This window comes from Cyanobacteria bacterium FACHB-DQ100 (assembly GCA_014695195.1).
In the GTDB taxonomy this organism is placed as follows: Bacteria; Cyanobacteriota; Cyanobacteriia; order Leptolyngbyales; family Leptolyngbyaceae; genus Leptolyngbya.
The window spans coordinates 62,614-81,184 of sequence record JACJNW010000021.1; the positions used below are offsets into that span (position 1 = coordinate 62,614).

Sequence of the window (18,571 nt, forward strand, 5' to 3'; positions counted from 1 at the left end):
CAGAATCTTGCCTTGTCTTATGACTCAGATACTTCCCCAGCCAGCGAATCAAGCTCCGAGTGCGCCGACGACAAAGCCCTCTCGACGATCGAAGAAAATGCTGATCCTTCCGGGGTTGATTGCGATCGCAGGGATTGGCTTTGCAACCTGGCGATTGATGCCGCAACCTGAAGCGACGACTTTGCCGCTGAGTGGACGGATTGAGGCAGACGAAACTGAGATTGGGGCGAAAACGGCGGGGCGCGTGACGGCGGTGAAGTTCCGCGAAGGCGATGAAGTGCAGAAAAATCAGGTGGTGGCACAGCTCACCGATGAGGAAGTGAATGAGCAATTAAGCGCCGCTGCCGCGCAAGTGGCAGCAGCGCGGCAGGAAGAGCAACAAGCTCGATTAGACATTGCTGTGGCAGAAAGCAAGATTCAAGAAGCGCAATTAAATCTGCAACAGTCCCAAGGCGATGCGCGGGGACGAATTAATCAGGCATCTTCGACTGTAGCAGCAGCGCGAGCGCAGTTAGCGCAAGCAAACGCCAATGTCAAACAGGCACAAGCCCAGTTGAAAGAAGCCCGATCGAGAGCGAGTCTTGCCGTTAAAGATCGCGATCGTTTTGCTCAGTTAGTCACGCAAGGAGCGATCAACAAACAACAGTTTGACCAAGCCCAAACGAATGTTGAAACAGCTCAGGCTGCGGTAGATACGGCACTGGCAACCCTACAAGCGCGTCAAGAAGCAGTGACGGCTGCAAGCGAACAATTGAGCGCGGCTCAAGGTGGATTTACTCAAACCCAAAGCACCGGATTAAATCCCGACATTCGTAGCGCTCAGCTAGCTGGACTCGAACAACAACGCGATCAATCGCGATCGCGATTAATCGCAGCCCAAGCGAAAGTGAGAAATGCGTTAGCCAATCAGCAGCAAATTCAAAGACGATTAGATTCGTTTGTCGTGAGAAGTCCGATTCATGGCGTTGTGACCGCTCGACCTATTGAACCTGGGGCTGTTGTGGCTACCGGAAAAACATTGTTGACCGTAATTGACTTGAATACGGTTTATCTGCGCGGCTACATTCCGCAAGGTGACATCGGTAAAGTGCGGGTGGGTCAACGCGCTCAGGTGTTTCTTGACTCGAACCCGAAGCAGCCATTGAGCGCGAGAGTTGCGGCGATCGATCCAAAAGCTTCTTTCACACCAGAGAACATTTATTTCCGCGACGATCGGGTCAAACAAGTATTTGGGGTGAAGATTACGATCGATGATCCGAGGGGATATGCCAAGCCCGGAATGCCTGCGGATGGGGAAATTATGCTTAAGGAGTAGACATGACTTCAGCCCTTGAACTCACTCCAAATGTTTCTTACAGCGCAACAGATTCGATCATTCGAGTGCATCAGTTGCATAAACATTACGGGCGGATTGCTGCGGTTCGTGGAATTGATTTTAGTGTAGCTCCCGGTGAGTTATTTGGCTTGATTGGCCCTGATGGAGCAGGCAAAACAACGACCTTTCACATCCTTAGTGGCATTATGGAAGCGACAGCCGGGGAAGTTCAAGTTCTGGGCTTGCCTGCACGGGATGCTCGATTGCAGATTGGTTATCTCACCCAGCAATTTTCGTTGTACTTAGATTTGAGCATCAATGAGAACTTACAGTATGTTGCAGGGTTGCGAGAAGTCCCGGAGCCATTATTTCAAGAGCGACGCGCTAAGTATCTCAAGTTGATGAGCTTGGATCAATTTGGCGATCGTCTGGCTGGACAGTTATCCGGTGGCATGAAACAAAAGCTTGCACTCTGTGGCGCACTGGTTTCACAGCCGAAAGTTTTATTGTTAGATGAACCGACAACCGGAGTTGATCCAGTCTCCCGGCGGGAGTTTTGGGATGTGTTAGCGGCATTAACCGCAGAAGGCGTGACGATTGTGGTTGCAACGCCCTATCTCGATGAAGCAGAACGCTGTAATCGGGTGGCATTGATGTATGACGGAATAATTCAACAAATTGGAACGCCGGCTCAACTGCGCCACGGTTTAGGCTTACATCGTATCGAAGTTCATACGCCCCAGCTTGAAATCGCTGAACAAGCCCTAAGCGAGAGTGCTGCCATTACAGATGTGCAGACATTTGGCGATCGTTTAGATGTGTTAGCGGCTGATCCGGATGCCGGAGAACGAGAAATTCGATCTAGGTTTTGCGATCAGCATCTCAGCTTAACTTCACTACGAGCCGCAGAGCCAACGTTAGAGAATGTCTTTGTTACTAGACTCAGACAGCAAGGATCAGCCCCACAGATTTTAGAGTTTCCGCGTGGGCGATCGAGCCGCAAGTCCTCGGAAGACGTTGCTATCTATGCTCGGAATCTAAATCGAGTGTTCGGAATATTCCAAGCGGTTAAAAATGTCGATGTGGAAGTTCGCTACGGTGAAATTTTCGGCTTGCTTGGAGCAAATGGAGCCGGAAAAACCACAACCATCAAAATGCTTTGTGGATTGTTACCCGCAAGTTCTGGAGAGATTGCATTGGGTGGAGAACGCGGCAATCTTCGCAGTAGCGATCTCAGAAAGCGAATTGGCTACATGAGTCAGAAATTCACGCTGTACGATGACTTATCGATCGTGCAGAACCTGCAATTTTATAGCGGTGTGTATGGCGTTCCACGCAAGCTGCGCCGCGAGAAGATTGATTGGGTGTTAGCGACTTGCGGACTTGAAGGACAGGAAAATATGCTTACGGGACAGCTACCTGGAGGCTGGAAACAGCGCGTTGCCTTCGGAGCTTCTGTGTTGCACGAACCCGATATCCTATTCCTGGATGAACCCACCTCCGGCGTTGATCCATTAGCACGGCGGCAATTCTGGCGATTGATCAATGACTTTGCTCGAAATGGAACTGCAATTCTAGTCACAACACACTATCTCGAAGAAGCAGAACAATGTAATCGCATGAGCTTTATGGTGGCAGGTGAAACTGTCTTAGAAGGTTCACCGAGTCAAATCAAAGCGGCACAGCCCGGACAGTTAATCGAAGTTGTGCTGAATCAAACTCAAGCCGCATCGAACCTGCTGAAACAACAGATGGAGAGTTGGCGCGTGTCTATTTTTGCCGATCGCTTGCACGTGGTCATTGATCATCCCGAAGAAATCGAACAGCTACGATCGCGCCTCATCGCCGCCAACCTATCCCCTATCTCGCTACTCCCCATCCCCTACTCACTCGAAGATGCCTTTATCGGAGTCGTTCAACGCGCCCAACTATGAAACGCATTCTTGCTCAATGTAAAAAAGAACTGGCTCAGTTTCGCCGCGATCGTCTCACTCTAGCGCTGGCGTTCATTTTGCCAACGATGACCCTGTTTATCTTTGGGTTTGCGATTCGACTTGAAGCCAAGAACATTGTGTTGATAGTACAAGACTTCGATCGCAGCAACTTAAGCCAAGCCTACACAGAGCGACTGTATGCGACCAATCAATTCGTTCCGGTGCAGTGGAACGGGCTTGATCCGGTTCGAGATGGCATCGATCGAGGACTTGCTAAAGCTGCGGTGATTATTCCGTCAAAGTTTAGTAGTGATGTTCAAGCAGGGCGAACCAGTACCGTACAAGTGCTGATTGATGGAACCGATGTGAACAATGCGCGAGTGATTAAAAACAGTATTCAAGCCTTTACTAAGGTGTTTATTCAAGATCAGAACTTGGCGCAGTCACAGCCGAAGATTCTTCCTCGGATTCGACTGTGGTTTAATCCGGGTCGGCAAGAGTCGCTTTACATTGTTCCCGGTGTCTTTGGGGTGATTCTGGCAATCTATCCCAGTCTACTCGCTGCTCTGGCAATGTCCCGTGAGAAAGAACAAGGCACAATCTTGCAAACCTATGCTTCTAGCATCAGTGCGGCTGAATTATTGCTAGGAAAATGTCTAGCTTATTTTATCGTTGGCATCGGTCAGGCGTTGTTTGTAATTGGCTTGGGGTGCGCGGTTTGGCGACTTGGATTTGCGGGTGATCCGACCCCTTTGTTTGTTGGAGGTGCAATCTTTCTGATTGCTAGTGTGATGTTTGGATTGTTTATCGGAGTCAGAGCGAACAATCGATCGGTGGCAGTGCAAGGTGTAGCAACAGCAGGATTTTTACTCGCGTTATTGTTGTCAGGATTTATTTACCCACTGCATAACATTCCTTTTCCGCTATCGCTGGTGACCAACATTGTTCCGGCTCGGTACTTTATTGAAATTTCTCGTGATGCCTTTGTTCGAGGAACAGGTTGGTCTGGTGTTTGGCTCGCTCCCTTGCTGCTCGCAGTGCTTGCTTTTGTCTTGTTTAGTCTTTCCCGCCGCATTCTCGGCCGGATGCAACTTCCTGGGTAATTGATATGAATCTCTTTCGACGTTTCTTAGAAAGCCGTTTCTTTGTGCTTGCAGTCAAGGAAATTAGTCAGATTCTACGGAATAAACAACTGATCTTCTTGCTGGTGTTCCCACCAACCATACAACTGCTAATTTTCGGATTTGCACTGAGTCCGAATGTGGAGCATATCAAACTCGGCGTGATGGATTACTCGAACACACCGATGAGCCGCGAACTTACCGCAGCAATGACGGCGAACGGGGTCTTTGATGTGAAGTCAAGAACGATCGACGAAACCGACCTAAGCAATCAAGTGAGACGCGGCGATGTCACGGCAGGGTTAGTGATTCCGACGGATTTTAATCGATCGCTCCACAGCGATCGACCGGCTGAAGTTCAAGTCCTGATTGATGCGGTCGATGCCAACACTGCAGGAATCGCCAGTGGCTACGCCACTCAGATCATCAATCAGTTTGGGCGGCAATTTACGCCTGAAGCTGTGCCTCCGATTCAAACTGAAGCCACGATTCTCTACAATCCGGGTCTTGTTTCCAGTTGGTTTATCGTTCCGGGTGTGATTGGGTTAGTGTTGAATTTAGGTAGTTCGCTTGTGTCTACATCTGCTGTAGTGCGCGAGAAAGATACGGGAACTTTGGAGCAGCTTCTGATGACCCCGGCGGCAGACTGGGAAATTATCTTAGCGAAAGTGGTTCCGTTGTTTGTTCTGCTGCTGGGTGAAGTGATGTTAGCGCTCTCGGTAGCGCACTTTATCTTTCAAGTGCCATTTCGAGGGAGTCTGCCGCTGTTCTTGTTTTTCTCTGGGCTGTATGCTTGTGTAGGAATTGGAGTTGGCTTTCTGCTAGCAACGATTTCACGCACGCAACAACAAGCCATTCTCACCTCGTTTTTTATCAATCTGCCTTTGATTCAGCTTTCAGGTGCGATCGCACCCGTTGAAAGTATGCCAAAGTTCTTCCAAATCCTGTCGCTTGCGAATCCGTTGCGCCACTATATCAAAATTGCGCGGGGAGTTTTGTTAAAGGGCAATGGGTTAGACGTGTTGTATCCAGAAGCGATCGCGCTATTTTGTTTCGCGATCGCGCTTTTGTATATCAGCACCAGTAAATTTCGTAGCCAGTTGAACTAGCTTGAAAAGCATTTTAGAAGCGCAATCGCACTTTAGATTAAGGATTAAGCGATCGCTCAAACATTCAAGCTTGCGCTTTGCCCAAATACTTCTCTAAGTAGGGTGAAAACACCTCATAAATCAGCGTAAACGGCTTGCCATGATGCCAGAACAAATAATGTCGTCCCCACAACGGAGTCGAATAGCCAAATGCTGCTTCTAATGCAGGCGATCGACCGTAATGTAAGCCTTTAATTTCGCGATACAACTCCAGGCGCGATCGCGATAAATTCGCCCAAACGGGCTGCGACTTATTCTGCAAATACTCGTCAACATGGCTCAATTCCCACCAAGAAGCAGCATAGCCTAAACGCTGACCTGAAGCAGTTTTCAGCCAAATCTGCCGCCGCAAGCGCTCAGCCGGAATTTGTGCGATCGCAGGGGGCGCGTTGTCGGTAGAGAAACCGATCGGAGACATATCCAGCACATCGACTTCGGTTCGCTCCCCGGTGAGAAGCTGCAAATGCCGAGTCGGAGAACCATCGCCCAGCAGCATCATTTGCCAAGCGGGAGAGAGTTTGCTGTGCGGTAAACCCTGCTGAATTTCGAGTTCGCTGGCTTCCCAGATCGGATCGAGACAATGCCAGGTCGTCGGCAGAATCGCGCTGTCGGTGGGTCGAATGATCGCAGTCACGCTGTTTACATAAGTTAACTTTCTCTTATGATAACGCTGCCTGCGCGAACGCGCAGTGCAAACATCGATTCAGACACTCGGATTATGGCGCAGGTGGATCGGCTGAGTTTTGGTATTACAACTTTCCAGCTTGGCACGAAAATATCGAGTCATCGCGATCGACATGGTGGGTTCGGGGAGTGGATTGATTTGCGTTATCCGATTTTTGCGCTACCGGGGCGCAAAGAGCCATTGATTCAGATGGCGCAGACAAATTTTAATCTACTGGGTGTGCGGGAATCGGTTTAAGGGATGAGGGAGCGTTGAGCAACACACATCATCACCAGTGCCCCTTCTGCCGAATCAGGATTAACCCCGCTCAGCCACTGTGCCAAACGAATGTTCCAAGAAGAGCGGCCCCACCTGCCTTGAAGTACATCTGCTCCAGCAGTACGGTTATGCGGAAAGAGCTTGACACTAAATCCTATTGGCTCCAAGATGCTGTAGAAAAACTCAGGTGTCACGCCATCACCTGGACTATGATGAACTTCGGTCGCCACCATCCACTTTTGTTCCTCGCTCGTGGCATGTCCACCGCGCTTTAGCAGGCGATACAATGGTAGGCGAATATTCCACAGCCAGTGCGCGATCGTATTGTTGCTCCACATCGTTTTTTGTAGATCGTGATCAGTGATTAACAATCCACCCGGACGCACGATTCGAGCAGCCTCACGTAACACTTGCCGCATATCATCACAGTGATGCAGCGTTCCATTAATCACAACAATATCGGCAAATTCAGAGATAAAAGGAAGACGTTGAGCATCAGCAAGCACGGGCGTATATCCTAGCTCGGCGGCAATCTTAAGTCCCCCATGAGCAACATCGACCCCAATCAGATGATTTGGCACTCCACAACGATCGCGTAATGCAGCAAACACATTACCCGGACCGCATCCGATGTCTACGATAATCTTATCCTGCCAAGAACCCGTTATCGTAAACCAGCGTTCTTGAAACTCGCGATCACGATGTACCGCGTCTAAATAGTTCTTTGCCCATTCAGGATGTCCAAAATAGTAAGCATTTGCCTCAATGCCAGGGGAAGGATGATCAATTGGGAATGATAAGACTTCATCTTTCCAAGTTGCAAGAGATTGTTGCTCAACCGAGACGAAGGGTTCGAGCGCTGTATGGTTCCGAGTTAACATATCTGAGTTTTCTTGTCAAAGATGGGACAGGACATTGGCTGAAAGCAAGGTTCTTGCGGTAAGGGTTGCTTTGCTGCGATCGTGCGATAGGCAGGAATGAGCTGCTGTGCGATCGCTTGCCAAGAATAGCGGGATTGAGCAAGATGTTGCCCGTTCTTGCCGAGTTTTTCGCGCAGATAAGGCTTCGTTAATAGTTGTTCAATTGCCAAAGCTAAGGATTCAACGGTCTCTTCTACAACCAGTCCCGCATCGGCTGATTCGATTTCTGGGGCAATTTGAATTCCGGGTGTGATCACGACTGGTAATTGAGCATTCAGAGCTTCTGCAACCGCAATTCCGAAGTTCTCAGAAAACGATGGCAACACAAACAAATCTGCGCCCTGTAATAAACAGTCTTTTAGCTTCCCTAATACTAATCCTGGAAATGTGATTTGATCGCTTAAATTTAGCGATTGAGCGATCGTGTGGAGCTTCTTCACATAAGCTGGATCACCATCGCCTGCGAGAATGGCATGAAACGATAAGCCTTGACTTGCTAGATGATGTAATGATTGTAGGAGCAGTTCAGGACGCTTTTTCGGATGTAGACGCGACAAGAATAGAATGATCGGCGTTTCATCGGAAACTTGGTACTTTTGGTGAATCAGCGATCGGGCATCTTCGATTTCAATCAGTGGGCTAACGCCAAGCGGTAAGGTAAGCGTTGGCGTGTCTACACCAAAGTTACGGACATCTTCGACTTCAGATGGCGCAGTGCAGTGAATTGCGGCGGCTCGATCGAGATTGCGACGTTCGATGAGGGCGGTGTAAACTTGCTTTTTCAGGGGGCGTTGTGAGAGTGCCCAAGGAGTAAGCTGTCCCATCGTGCGAACGGTATAGGGAACGCGATGCCAACGCGCGATCGCCGCTGCACAGCTTGGAGCATAGCAAAATAAGTAGTGATTATCTAAAACATCATAGTTCTGGACATTCTGCCATAACCATCGCGTTGCAGCCGGAGAAAAGAGAAACTCTTTGAGTGCTGGGCGTTTGAAGGGCATAAACCAAACTGGAACAGTCGCACCATCTTCTCGAAATTGATAGTCCACTTGCTGGTTCACTGGAACATCTAGCTCAGTTGCGCCATCATGATTGGTAGTCAGAATCTCAGTGTCCACCCCCAATTGCTGCAATGCCCACACCAAATTCATTGCAACCTGTGGTGGCCCCCCCATACTAGGACTTAGCGAGGGAATCACATGCAGAATTTTCATTTCGTTTAACCGGGTTTAGAATTTGTTCACGATCGAGCATCAATCTGATTACCGAATAAGCCCACTTTTGCGAGCGACAATTAGCCCAATTACAGGTAGTATGGCCGTCGTGAGCCAAAACAAACTTCGCATTGTGATTGAGCCAGCAAAAAAACCTAGGGCGTAAACGACCATTGCATAGTCAGACTGTCGCTGCAAGACCAGTCGATTCCACCAGTTTGCCAGCGCCCCCAAGAACAGAGAAGTTGCAATCACTCCCCAATAACCCGCCATCATGTAAGCTTCGCCAATGTATGTCGTAGCAATCGTATAGCCTTCTACACCCGCAATTTCTTCGAGGCTTACACTCAATCCTTCGGGTTTACTCGGTAGAAATACTCTGGGAATCGGTTTGATGATTGACCAAACCAGGATTTCACTACCAAGATAGTTGTGTGCTGAAGGAATTGCATCCGCAACAATACCGAGAGAAGCTAAATTGTAGTCAACTGAGAGCGTCTGTCGAACTGTATCACTGGCATAAACTCGGTTTTCAAGATAGTTTCGCAGTCCAATAGTTCTAAATTCCAGCATGTGGTAGGAGCCATAGGCGGCAATCGAGAATGTCAGCGCAACTGGAATAATCGTGTTAATAAAGGTATAGCGAGGCAAGGTTAGCAAGTAGCCCACAATGAAGGTGGCAAGATACGCCACAAAGACATTACGAGTTCCGCCTGAAAAGCCTTGAAACATCGTTAATGCAAACGCTGCCACCAATAGACTCTGTTGGTACAGAGGGATCAGATGACGACGATTGCACAATACGCCAAACAGGGGTGGAATCGCATATCGCAGCAAGCCTAGCTCAATGATCAAGCTGCTTGCGCCTCCTAGCCTTGCTCGCGTCCAAGGTTCGCTAAATCGCGCTCCCATCATCGCATTGATCATTTTAATGATGTCGAACTGGACGGACTGAAGCATATAAAGATAGCCCAGTATCGCTGATATCATGACGACTCGAAAGAGCGTATTGGTCGAGACATCTTCAAAGTTAAGCCAGGAAGACTGCATAGCTTGTGGTTTGATCAGATGACGACCTATTGCAAAAGCGGCAAAGGCAACGAGAACGATCGCGATCGCATTGCGAGTTTGAGCAATGTCTATCATCGTATTGAACTCTTCTTGGGGAAAGAGGAATTCAGCCAGAATCAGATAGTAGAGCGAAATTAAGCAAAGCAAATCGGTGCGGAAGAGATTTCGTAGTCCTCTTCTGCTGTCGAGATAGATGCTGGTCGTCAGTCCGATCGCAACCGGAATTGCAGCCGCTCTCGCAATCAATGCAGGCTGATCCGATGGAGACTGCATTCCTATGAATCCAAGCGCCACCCCACCGAGGATTGCTAAGGTTGCTGCACCAGAAGCAGAGGGAGGAAAATGCTCGACTTCGGGGTAGATGTCTTCTGAAAAATCGCGGGAGAGTGACATAGAACTCAAGCAGGAATTTGAGAAAGGGTGAGTTGCGGACGTTGGGGAATGACCTGCTCTAAGATCTGAACCAGTTCTGCGGCTTTGACATTCCAAGTGAGGTGATGCTGAATCAGATGTTGGGCTTGCTGTCCCATTTCGAGTCGTTTGTCATCCTCGCTGAGCATTCGATCAAGTGCGAGCGCGGTTTCGTCAATGTTCTTCGGAGGGACGGAATAGCCGTGAACCTCCTGAGTGATGACATCATTAATGCCACCATCATTGCAGCAAATGATTGGCTTTCCGGCTGCCATTGCTTCAAGGTAGACCGTAGCGAAGGGTTCATCCCATCCCACTAAGGCAAAACAATCTGCCCAAACCATTTCTTGCAGCACTCCGGCATGGGGCTTTCTCCCGATTAGTTGAACTTGAGCGGTGACATCATAGCGATCGACGGCTTGCTGCACTTTCTCTGCATCCGGGCCGCTTCCAATAATTCGCAGTACCGCATCTGGATGCTTACCAGCGATGCGACAGAACGCTTCGATTAACAATGGCACGCCTTTTCGTTCGGCAAACAGCGCACAAGCGAGAATTACTTTTTTGCCTTGGAGCGCGATCGGACGGGGGGTGTTTAAGACTTGCTTTGAAGGGAGATTGACACCATTGTGAAGCGTTAGGACTTGGCTTTGCGGAAAGAGCATTTGTAAGTCTTGCTGCATCGGTTTGGACACGGCAAGCAGCATTGTGGCTCGATCGGCGACTGTTTGCATTGCAGCTTTTCGACCCGGATAGCTTTGAGCGTCGCGAATCTCATCAAAGTCGTGATCGAGTGTGACGATCGGGAGTGCTTCAGGAAGTTGGGCGGCGATCCAACCATTCGGCAAAGTTTGATGGCAAAAGATGACATCGGGCTGAAAGGACTGAACGATGCGACGAAAGTTTTGCTGAATCGACTTCCAGGCAAGTTGCAGATACGGTTCGGGATTACGATGTGCCCAAGCTTTGAATGGAGGCACTGGATAGTAGAACCACCGGGGATAGCTGACACGAACTGAATTTGACCAAGTGAATGTGTCGGGACAGTTGGCGTAAGCTTTTGCTCCGGGGGTGAGTGCGATCGCGCTTGGCAGCCAGGAGGTTGGGGAAACAACGAACAGTTCGATGTTCTGCCGTGCGAGGGCTTCGGCTTGAGACAGCGCCCAAGTTCCCATCACCGGGTTATCGGGCTTGGGGAAGTAGGAGGCAAGTAGAAGAACACGCAGACGGGGAATGGTCATGCTGAGGCGACGGTAGTTGGGAGACGGTAGAAACGGTGGTGCTAAATAAGATGTACATCGCTTCGTCCTGAGAAGAACGATAGGCTCTATGTATATTTAGCAACACCGAAATTAGAAATCAGGACAAATAGTCGATCGTGTTCTCTTTATTTGCGCTTGCGGCAGGCAACGTCGCTTAACAGACGAAACAAATTGCATAAAAGTTGTGACTCCGCTATATCATTGAGGTTGATGGGTAGGAGTCCCCTGAAGATTGGCGAAATTCCTACACTTCTCAGGCTTAATTTGCAATCTGAGAAACTGTAGTGTGGAATGAAGGAGAGTTTCGACAGGTCAATCGCGAAAAAGATTCTTGCTTGAATTCTAGGCTGAACTGCTGCGTGCGTTGTTTAACCTTGAACTCCCTGAGTTAGCCAAATACTAACGCAGCTAGGAAAGTGTGGCACCAGCCTTTAAGCAATCTTCATAGATTTACTTTGTGTAACAAATTTCATGCTGCTTGGATGCCTGCACACTTAGAAGCACCTCACACCAACATTTCGCGCCGGCTTCAGGGGTCAGCGTTGCCGCCTTGATCTGGGAAGCTTGACTCGCTTGCTGTATCGCTTTGGAATCCTGAGTATAAAAAGACAAGGCTTGATAAAGCGCGATCGCATCACCCGCAGGCACGATCGCACCATTAACTCCTGGCTCGACTAAATCAACTGCCGCTCCAACCGCATCAGAACAAATGATTGGCAATCCCGCCCCTACTGCTTGATTCACCACCACGCCCCAACCGTCATAGCGACTCGGCAACACAAATAAATCTGCTTGCTTAAAAAACTGCGGTAAATATTCAGGATCGTGAAAGCCTGCATAGTCTATTTGTTGTTGAGTTTTGGACGAGAGCGATCGCATCATCTTAGGCAGTTCCGCTTCACGCCCAACGAGCAACAATCGCGCTTGAGTGCCGGATTGAATTAATCGATCGAAGGCTTGCAGCAACAGATCAATGCCTTTGCGCTCGATCATTTGACCACAAAAAAGAATCGTGATCGGTTTGCGGGGACGCTCGATCGAGCTTTGGAACTCGGATAGATTGCAGTAGTAAGGAATGTTAAAAATGGGATGCTTGGGAAAGCGCTGTTGATAGTCTTGTTGAGCGCGAGAACCAATTGCCGCGATCGCAGCACATCGACTCAATGCGGCTGAAAAGACTTTCTGTAACTGCCCTTTGATGCCGCTAGACTCTCCGACCATCTTTTCACCCCAGAAAATGCAGGGAACTCGATCGGCGTAAAACCGCAGTATCAGTTGCGACATCAGGTTTTGATAGCCATTGAGCACAATGACATCGACATGCTTCAAAGCGGGAAGATGCCAATTGAGATGGAAGCGCGACAGTCCCCAAGCTAAATGGAATCCTGGAAGCACAGTTTCGTAAGCTTGAATTGGCTTCTCAGTCCAGGGAGAATCTGCACAACCGGATTCAAGATAGTACACCTGCAAATCAATTTCTGGACAGCGAGACAAAGCGTAAAACAGATCTCGCTGATAGGGAGAAGGCACGATCGAATAAATGACAACTTTAAGCGGGCGCATACGTTAAGAAACAGCCAGAGACACTAAAGATTGCAGCCGATCGCTCAGTTGCTCTAAATCGAGAGCAGAGCGCGATCGGCTTCCTTGGGAAAGTTCGATTAGCTGCTGCGGCTGCTCGAGAAAGGATTGAAGAACTTGGGCGATCGCAGATCCTGAAACTTCAGGCAACACCTTGCCATTGATGCCATCGCTCACCACTTCTCCGCAGAACTTTGACACAATCAACGGGAGCCTCCAGGCTTGGGCTTCGAGTTGTGTCAGGCCAAATCCGTCTGACAGGGTGGGAAACAGAAACACATCCGCCTGCTGATAATATTGAGTCGTCATACTTCGAGGAACGCCATTGAGCCAGCGAATCTTCAGATGCTCGGTTGAGGGCGGCTCGATTTCGGAAGAACCCACGATCCAAAATTCGATCGGTCGATCGCGCAATTGTGCCGCTGCTTCTAAGACTGCTGCAATCCCTTTGCGTAAGATCACTCTTCCAAGAAACAACACTCGCAAGGGACGCTCTGAAGAAAACTGCGCTGGATAAGTCCGCTGAAAGGTTTGAGCTTCAATCGGAGGACGATACACCAATGGAACGACTCTTAATTTATCTGCCTGGATGCCTGCTTGAATTAGAGCTTGCCGCGACCATTCTGAATTCACAACAATGCAATCTACGATCGCACATTCTTCTCGCCAACTCTCCCAATATGAAGGCGGCACCGGATTCCAACTTGGAGAGAGTGTTGGATACCGTTGCTGTTCTGCTTTAACGATTTGTTCCTCAACAATTCCGGGATCAATCTGTCCTAAAACCGTGTACCAACCTTTGGATTTTGCATATTTCAGCAGGTCGAGAGCGGCGTAGCTATAAGTGAAAAAGATCGGGCGAGATCCTTGCGGTGGATGAGTGCGAAACTGTTGTAGAACTTGATGCTGAAACCAATGATTTCGAGCAATCATGTCATCCCAAAGCGTTGTTTTTTTTAGTTTTTGCCTCAATTCAAACTGAATCAGCGAAGCGGTCATTGATTCAACCGACGCATTGGCTAAATCAGGATGAAAGCGATCGCGCAAACTTCGCAATTGTGGAATTGGAATAGATTGAATCATCGATCGTGGAGCTACCCAAGCATCAGTAATCAATCTCGCTAACTGTCCGGATTGATGTAAGGCGCGAGGAATGGCGTAATGCTCACGCGCACCGAGTTGGCAGCAAATCCAAGGGGAGGGATTCATAATGTCCGGTTTGGCGAAGATGAAGGTAAGAACTGAGCGATTGAGATGAAACGACCTGACGGTGATGTTGATGTTGATAAAGCGTTTGAGGAATAGCGATCAAGCCTGACAGAATTCCAGCAAATCGTTGGTGTCGAATCAGCCAGAACACTCGATTCAGACATTGCGCGATCGCAAATCCCCAATAGCTTGGTGGATAGCGCAGATAAGCCAGCAACGCTCGATTGGTAATGCTCGCTGCCGTAATTTTCGGATTGAGATGATGCGCCAAAGCAGTATTGTGAAAGACTCGGAGCCAAGGACTTCTGAGAATTCGCCAACCTAAATGGTGCAACCGTAGCGATAGATCGACTTCTTCCATGTCGTAAGCAACCGGAAGCTGAACATATCCCCCAGTTTGAAGAAACACAGATTTCCGGTAAGCACAACCACATCCCACAAAATCCGCCACCCACTGAGCAACGGGATCAGCAGCAGAGATTGTTTCATTTTGATGATAAATTGCTGATCCAATCACCGCAGCATCAGGAAAGCGATCGAACAATTGCAGCAAGCGACCGAAGTAATCAGCATCGATCGGATAAGAATCATCATCAAAGCTGGCAACAATTTCATGCTTGGCGTGGGCGATCGCGCGATTACGTCCTCCACCGGGGCCGACTTGGCTGGGACTGCGAATGATTCTAATGTGCTGAAGATGTGCGATCGCAGGTTCCGTAACCGCATCATCTCCATCAATGTGAACAATAATCTCACTCGGTCGAGGCTGACAGGCTGAAATTTTTTCGAGTGCCTCGATTAATTGATCTACCCGATTGTAAGTTGGAATGATCGCAGTGATCGGACAAGTCTCTGTGTTTAGCACTGTTTTATCAGTTCTGAAGGGTGTCGATATCGAATGACTTGTGCTGGAACTCCAACCGCGATTGCATTGGCTGGAATATCTTTGGTCACGACGCTTCCCGCCCCGATCACGGCTCCATTCCCGATCGTGACTCCTTTGAGAATGGTGGCATTTGCCCCGATCCAAACGCGATCGCCAATATAAGTCGGTTGGGAAATTAAAGGCTGTGCTAGTGGTGGCAGAGCCGCATCAATGCCGTGATCATGATCGGTGATGTAGCAACCGGGGCCGATCGCGCAATCTTGCCCAACCCGAATCGAAACTGAAGCATCGAGCATTGTATAGCGGTTGACATAGGTTCTTGCACCAATGTAGATCTTAGGTTGCTCTCGCTTCTCGCCACTACAGAGCAACGTCACGCCGCGATCGATCGAACACTCTGGCTCAAATTCAATCTGCTGAAAGTTGCGGGGAATCTCAACTTGATTCAGCCAAACATAGCCCTGGAACTTCACGCCCAAGAAACGATAGTAAGCATTGCACCAGCGACTTTCTAAGGCTTTAATGATACGTTGGATCATGGTGAACATTTCCTAAAATTGCAATGAATCCGCTCCACTTTCCGAGCAGTAGTGTCGGCAGCGATCGCCATCCTTGTTGGGATTGAAGCGATGCTGCGATTTCAAATAGCTGAAGAACTGCGAGCTTCAGATAATCCTGAAATTGTCTGCGCTCTAGAATTTGAGTCATCACATAGTGGCGGTTGACTAGCTCCATTCGTGCGAGAACACCCCGATCGTTTTTATGATCCCCAGGCTGACTATCGTGAAAAATTCTTGCAGTTCTAGCATTCACTAACTTCCACTGCTTGCCGACATTAAGCGACAGTGTGACATCTTCCATCAATGAGTAGCCCGTAAACAATGACGCAAATAAAGGATGGGGAAGTGCGGCACGATGATAAAGCGTGCAAGTCGTGTTCAGCCATTCGACCGGAACGATCTCTGGAAGGGCTGGATCATCTTCAGGCAAAAGGTTTAGGGCTGGACCAATACAGCGACCTGCATAAGTGTTTTGCGGCTGACCATTGAGAAACCGAAACAAGGTTCGACTGATTCGACCCGGCGGTAAATACCGTTGATTCGTGATCATCGCATTCACTCCCCCGATCGCATCCTCACTCTGTAAGGCCGCCCACAATCGCGCTAAACAATCCGGCTCTAGCAAGATATCATCATCCATCAGCCAAATTACTGCTTGGGTAGCATGAACGATCGCTTGATTGCGCTGGGTTGCGGCTCCAATCTCAGTAGCTTTATAGTAGCGGATTTGAGTGTTTAATCCTGGAATCTGGCTTTCACAAAGTTGTTGAGTGCGATCGTCGTCTGAGCCATCGACCACGATCATCTCGATCGGCTGTACCGATTGTTCGGCAAGACTGTGTAACGTTCTAGAAAACGCATCTGGACGATGACGAGTGGGAACGATCGCAGAGATTGGAAGCTGAGTAGTCATTCCGGGAACTGAGTAAGTTGAAAATTACAGAATCGTTTTACTAAGCCGCAAAATAGAGCTGGAGCGGGTCTTGAACAAGTTTGAATTTGGCGTAAGACTTTAGATACTGATGAAGCCGTTGCGTCAATCCTAAACGGCGGAACTGATAGGCTGTACATAAACTATCTAGCAAAGAAATCTCGAAGTCTATCTCTTTATTCAAAGAGGCTGCGATGTGAGAAGCTTCGAGCATAATCTGTTCTTTGTACTTTTTGATTAAGTTAAGCTTGATGGATTGAACGCCGCGACCAAAGACACGATTGTCCACTGCATTTCTCAGTGACAAAGTAGAGGGCATTTCTGACCAATAGCATAACGGTTGAGGCTCGAAATATAAGTTGTCCTGAATTTGAAGGGTACGACAATATTCCTGTAGTCCGGAGTCTAACACCGACTGGCTTACTTGTAGATCAGATCGCATAGAAGTGCGCCAGAAAAGTCCTCCATTGGAAATCCCTTCAAAATAAAAGAGATGAGCGTGCAATTCTAGGGATGAATACATTCGACTTGTAAACCAGTTGCCTCTTGTTGTTCTCCCTGTCGGCTTTGCTGTTGATTGTTCTTGAAGCCAAATTTCCTGATTGCGAAGCAGCAAATCAACTCCATAAGCGTTAAGCGATGCAATGTTTTCTGATAGGAAAGTGGGCATCAACCAATTATCGTCTTCAAGAATACAGGCATAGTCTCCGCCAGCTAGACTTTTAGAATTGAAGGCGCGATTGAGGTTGCCTGCACACCCTAATTGTTGTGAGTTCGGTGCGTACTGGATTCTTGCATCTTCAACCTGCTCGACAACTGCTTTAGCTTCTTGATCGGGCGAATCGTCCATCACTAAGGCGACCCAATTGGGATAGGTTTGATCAATTAAACTAGACAATGCTCGTTTCAGTAATTGCGGACGTTTATAGGTTGGAATTCTTACTTCACATCGTTCCATTTTGGGACTGCTCCAGGTTACTTCCAAACTTTGCGTTTTATTTTGGCGACGTACTCAGCACTGGTAAAACCAAACGTTTTGTAAATGTGGCGGTAGAAATCAGGGGCAACGTGGTTCGAGGGTTCAAATTGTGGATCACAGCGTTTGACGGTTGAAGCAACTTGAACTGCCCAGAATTCATCCCAGGGGTAGATTCTTCGAGCATATTCAAATCGCGCTTGGTTAATCGCATCTTTTCTTGCAGGGGTTAGTTGTCCAGTGATTCGTAGATGAGTTTCGATCGCGTCTTGAACATTGAGACGATCGCGATAAATCTCATCTCCTTTTCTCCGAGTTACAGTCCCGCTACACCACCATCGGTAAACGGCTCCCGCTTCTTCACAGTAAGCGAATCGCTTATTTGCCATGAGTAACCGAACATACAAGTCATAATCTTGACAGTGTTTCAGGTCTTCTCGCCAACCGTTGATGTCGAGCAATGATTGTTTGCGAAGCAATAATCCTCCGGTTTGAGGAAGTTTCCATTGAATTGCTAGTAGCCAGAGATCATGAGGTAACGGCAGGGTTGCGATCGCAGGCGGGAGATGAATCACAGTTTGGTCATTCAGTTCCTCAGTAATATGTGGACTATAAATAACCTCAGCATCAGAATTTTGAGCCAAGAACTGAATCTGTTTCTCGATCTTGTCGGGTAGTAAGTAGTCATCCGCATCCAGGTATTGAATCCATTCTCCTGTACTGAGGTAGAGAAGTCGATTTCTTGCGACATTGCCACCGCGATTGCAACCTGTTTCCCAACGAATCTGATTGCCAAAGCTTTGAATAATTTCTAGACTACGATCGCTGGATCCATCATCGACTACGATCACTTCCTTGTGGGGATACGTTTGATCAAGAGCGCTTTGAATGGCTTGGGCAATCCAGCGATCGGCGTTATAGCAGGGAATGAGAATGCTGATCGTTTGACTCATAAAATTAGATAGCTTTTATGAAAAAGATAGCCAAACATACTCCCCAAGTTCTTCTTGAGAATAGGAGTAAGGACTCAAGGCATCAAAGAAGACTTGTTGAACGTCCATATCAGGTAGGGTATGCAACTCAGCCAAC

The 18,571-nt window shown here is 48.4% G+C and carries 17 protein-coding genes; 5 read left to right on the forward strand and 12 right to left on the reverse strand.

Annotated elements, in window-relative coordinates; genetic code table 11:
• Window positions 1-19: 19 nt before the first annotated feature.
• Genes H6F51_06740 through H6F51_06755 form a run of 4 tightly spaced genes read left to right on the forward strand, consistent with a single transcriptional unit; the run spans window position 20 to window position 5,479 of the window.
• Window positions 20-1,315 (forward strand): HlyD family efflux transporter periplasmic adaptor subunit, encoded by a 1,296-nt coding sequence (locus tag H6F51_06740; protein MBD1822191.1) that lies wholly within the window; start codon window positions 20-22, stop codon window positions 1,313-1,315.
• Between the two features lie 2 nt (window positions 1,316-1,317).
• Window positions 1,318-3,249, forward strand: coding sequence for an ABC transporter ATP-binding protein (locus H6F51_06745; GenBank protein MBD1822192.1), 1,932 nt, complete (start codon window positions 1,318-1,320; stop codon window positions 3,247-3,249).
• A complete protein-coding gene (locus H6F51_06750) occupies window positions 3,246-4,352 on the forward strand; it encodes an ABC transporter permease (protein MBD1822193.1) in 1,107 nt (368 codons plus the stop codon). The genes H6F51_06745 and H6F51_06750 overlap by 4 nt, the downstream gene beginning before the upstream one ends.
• Before the next feature lie 5 nt (window positions 4,353-4,357).
• A complete protein-coding gene (locus H6F51_06755) occupies window positions 4,358-5,479 on the forward strand; it encodes an ABC transporter permease (protein MBD1822194.1) in 1,122 nt (373 codons plus the stop codon).
• A gap of 64 nt (window positions 5,480-5,543) precedes the next feature.
• On the opposite strand, the gene H6F51_06760 is transcribed toward H6F51_06755, so the two are convergent.
• Window positions 5,544-6,152, reverse strand: coding sequence for a chorismate lyase (locus H6F51_06760; protein MBD1822195.1), 609 nt, complete (start codon window positions 6,150-6,152; stop codon window positions 5,544-5,546).
• Between the two features lie 27 nt (window positions 6,153-6,179).
• Here H6F51_06760 and H6F51_06765 point away from each other — a divergent pair, with 27 nt between their 5' ends.
• Complete coding sequence (locus H6F51_06765; GenBank protein MBD1822196.1) at window positions 6,180-6,440, forward strand: hypothetical protein; 261 nt, start codon at window positions 6,180-6,182, stop codon at window positions 6,438-6,440.
• Here H6F51_06765 and H6F51_06770 read toward each other — a convergent pair.
• The 11 genes from H6F51_06770 to H6F51_06820 form a co-directional block, all read right to left on the reverse strand.
• The gene (locus tag H6F51_06770; protein ID MBD1822197.1) at window positions 6,437-7,342 is read right to left on the reverse strand and encodes a class I SAM-dependent methyltransferase; all 906 of its coding nucleotides are present in this window, start codon (window positions 7,340-7,342) and stop codon (window positions 6,437-6,439) included. The two genes, H6F51_06765 and H6F51_06770, sit on opposite strands and share 4 nt — an antisense overlap.
• Window positions 7,336-8,595: a glycosyltransferase gene (locus tag H6F51_06775; protein ID MBD1822198.1), complete on the reverse strand. Its 1,260-nt coding sequence runs from the start codon at window positions 8,593-8,595 to the stop codon at window positions 7,336-7,338. Before H6F51_06775 ends, H6F51_06770 begins: the two co-directional genes overlap by 7 nt.
• A gap of 48 nt (window positions 8,596-8,643) precedes the next feature.
• Complete coding sequence (locus tag H6F51_06780) at window positions 8,644-10,059, reverse strand: oligosaccharide repeat unit polymerase (protein MBD1822199.1); 1,416 nt, start codon at window positions 10,057-10,059, stop codon at window positions 8,644-8,646.
• 5 nt (window positions 10,060-10,064) lie between these two features.
• Window positions 10,065-11,318 (reverse strand): glycosyltransferase, encoded by a 1,254-nt coding sequence (locus H6F51_06785; GenBank protein MBD1822200.1) that lies wholly within the window; start codon window positions 11,316-11,318, stop codon window positions 10,065-10,067.
• Window positions 11,319-11,789: 471 nt separating this feature from the next.
• The gene (locus tag H6F51_06790; protein ID MBD1822201.1) at window positions 11,790-12,902 is read right to left on the reverse strand and encodes a glycosyltransferase family 4 protein; all 1,113 of its coding nucleotides are present in this window, start codon (window positions 12,900-12,902) and stop codon (window positions 11,790-11,792) included.
• Between the two features lie 3 nt (window positions 12,903-12,905).
• Window positions 12,906-14,129: a glycosyltransferase family 4 protein gene (locus tag H6F51_06795; protein MBD1822202.1), complete on the reverse strand. Its 1,224-nt coding sequence runs from the start codon at window positions 14,127-14,129 to the stop codon at window positions 12,906-12,908.
• A complete protein-coding gene (locus H6F51_06800) occupies window positions 14,086-14,994 on the reverse strand; it encodes a glycosyltransferase family 2 protein (GenBank protein ID MBD1822203.1) in 909 nt (302 codons plus the stop codon). The genes H6F51_06795 and H6F51_06800 overlap by 44 nt, the downstream gene beginning before the upstream one ends.
• Window positions 14,988-15,554, reverse strand: coding sequence for an acyltransferase (locus H6F51_06805; protein ID MBD1822204.1), 567 nt, complete (start codon window positions 15,552-15,554; stop codon window positions 14,988-14,990). The genes H6F51_06800 and H6F51_06805 overlap by 7 nt, the downstream gene beginning before the upstream one ends.
• Window positions 15,535-16,488 carry a glycosyltransferase family 2 protein gene (locus tag H6F51_06810; protein ID MBD1822205.1) on the reverse strand — a complete coding sequence of 318 codons (954 nt, stop codon included), beginning with the start codon at window positions 16,486-16,488 and terminating at the stop codon, window positions 15,535-15,537. Before H6F51_06810 ends, H6F51_06805 begins: the two co-directional genes overlap by 20 nt.
• 40 nt (window positions 16,489-16,528) lie before the next feature.
• Complete coding sequence (locus H6F51_06815; GenBank protein MBD1822206.1) at window positions 16,529-17,464, reverse strand: glycosyltransferase family 2 protein; 936 nt, start codon at window positions 17,462-17,464, stop codon at window positions 16,529-16,531.
• 17 nt (window positions 17,465-17,481) lie between these two features.
• Window positions 17,482-18,435, reverse strand: coding sequence for a glycosyltransferase (locus tag H6F51_06820; protein MBD1822207.1), 954 nt, complete (start codon window positions 18,433-18,435; stop codon window positions 17,482-17,484).
• Window positions 18,436-18,571: the final 136 nt, after the last annotated feature.

Coding starts and splice junctions, on each gene's coding strand:
- H6F51_06740 (MBD1822191.1), top strand. CDS start 20: ATGACTCAGATACTTCCCCAGCCAGCGAATCAAGCTCCGAGTGCGCCG.
- H6F51_06745 (MBD1822192.1), top strand. CDS start 1,318: ATGACTTCAGCCCTTGAACTCACTCCAAATGTTTCTTACAGCGCAACA.
- H6F51_06750 (MBD1822193.1), top strand. CDS start 3,246: ATGAAACGCATTCTTGCTCAATGTAAAAAAGAACTGGCTCAGTTTCGC.
- H6F51_06755 (MBD1822194.1), top strand. CDS start 4,358: ATGAATCTCTTTCGACGTTTCTTAGAAAGCCGTTTCTTTGTGCTTGCA.
- H6F51_06765 (MBD1822196.1), top strand. CDS start 6,180: ATGATAACGCTGCCTGCGCGAACGCGCAGTGCAAACATCGATTCAGAC.
- H6F51_06770 (MBD1822197.1), bottom strand. CDS start 7,342: ATGTTAACTCGGAACCATACAGCGCTCGAACCCTTCGTCTCGGTTGAG.
- H6F51_06775 (MBD1822198.1), bottom strand. CDS start 8,595: ATGAAAATTCTGCATGTGATTCCCTCGCTAAGTCCTAGTATGGGGGGG.
- H6F51_06780 (MBD1822199.1), bottom strand. CDS start 10,059: ATGTCACTCTCCCGCGATTTTTCAGAAGACATCTACCCCGAAGTCGAG.
- H6F51_06785 (MBD1822200.1), bottom strand. CDS start 11,318: ATGACCATTCCCCGTCTGCGTGTTCTTCTACTTGCCTCCTACTTCCCC.
- H6F51_06790 (MBD1822201.1), bottom strand. CDS start 12,902: ATGCGCCCGCTTAAAGTTGTCATTTATTCGATCGTGCCTTCTCCCTAT.
- H6F51_06795 (MBD1822202.1), bottom strand. CDS start 14,129: ATGAATCCCTCCCCTTGGATTTGCTGCCAACTCGGTGCGCGTGAGCAT.
- H6F51_06805 (MBD1822204.1), bottom strand. CDS start 15,554: ATGATCCAACGTATCATTAAAGCCTTAGAAAGTCGCTGGTGCAATGCT.
- H6F51_06810 (MBD1822205.1), bottom strand. CDS start 16,488: ATGACTACTCAGCTTCCAATCTCTGCGATCGTTCCCACTCGTCATCGT.
- H6F51_06815 (MBD1822206.1), bottom strand. CDS start 17,464: ATGGAACGATGTGAAGTAAGAATTCCAACCTATAAACGTCCGCAATTA.
- H6F51_06820 (MBD1822207.1), bottom strand. CDS start 18,435: ATGAGTCAAACGATCAGCATTCTCATTCCCTGCTATAACGCCGATCGC.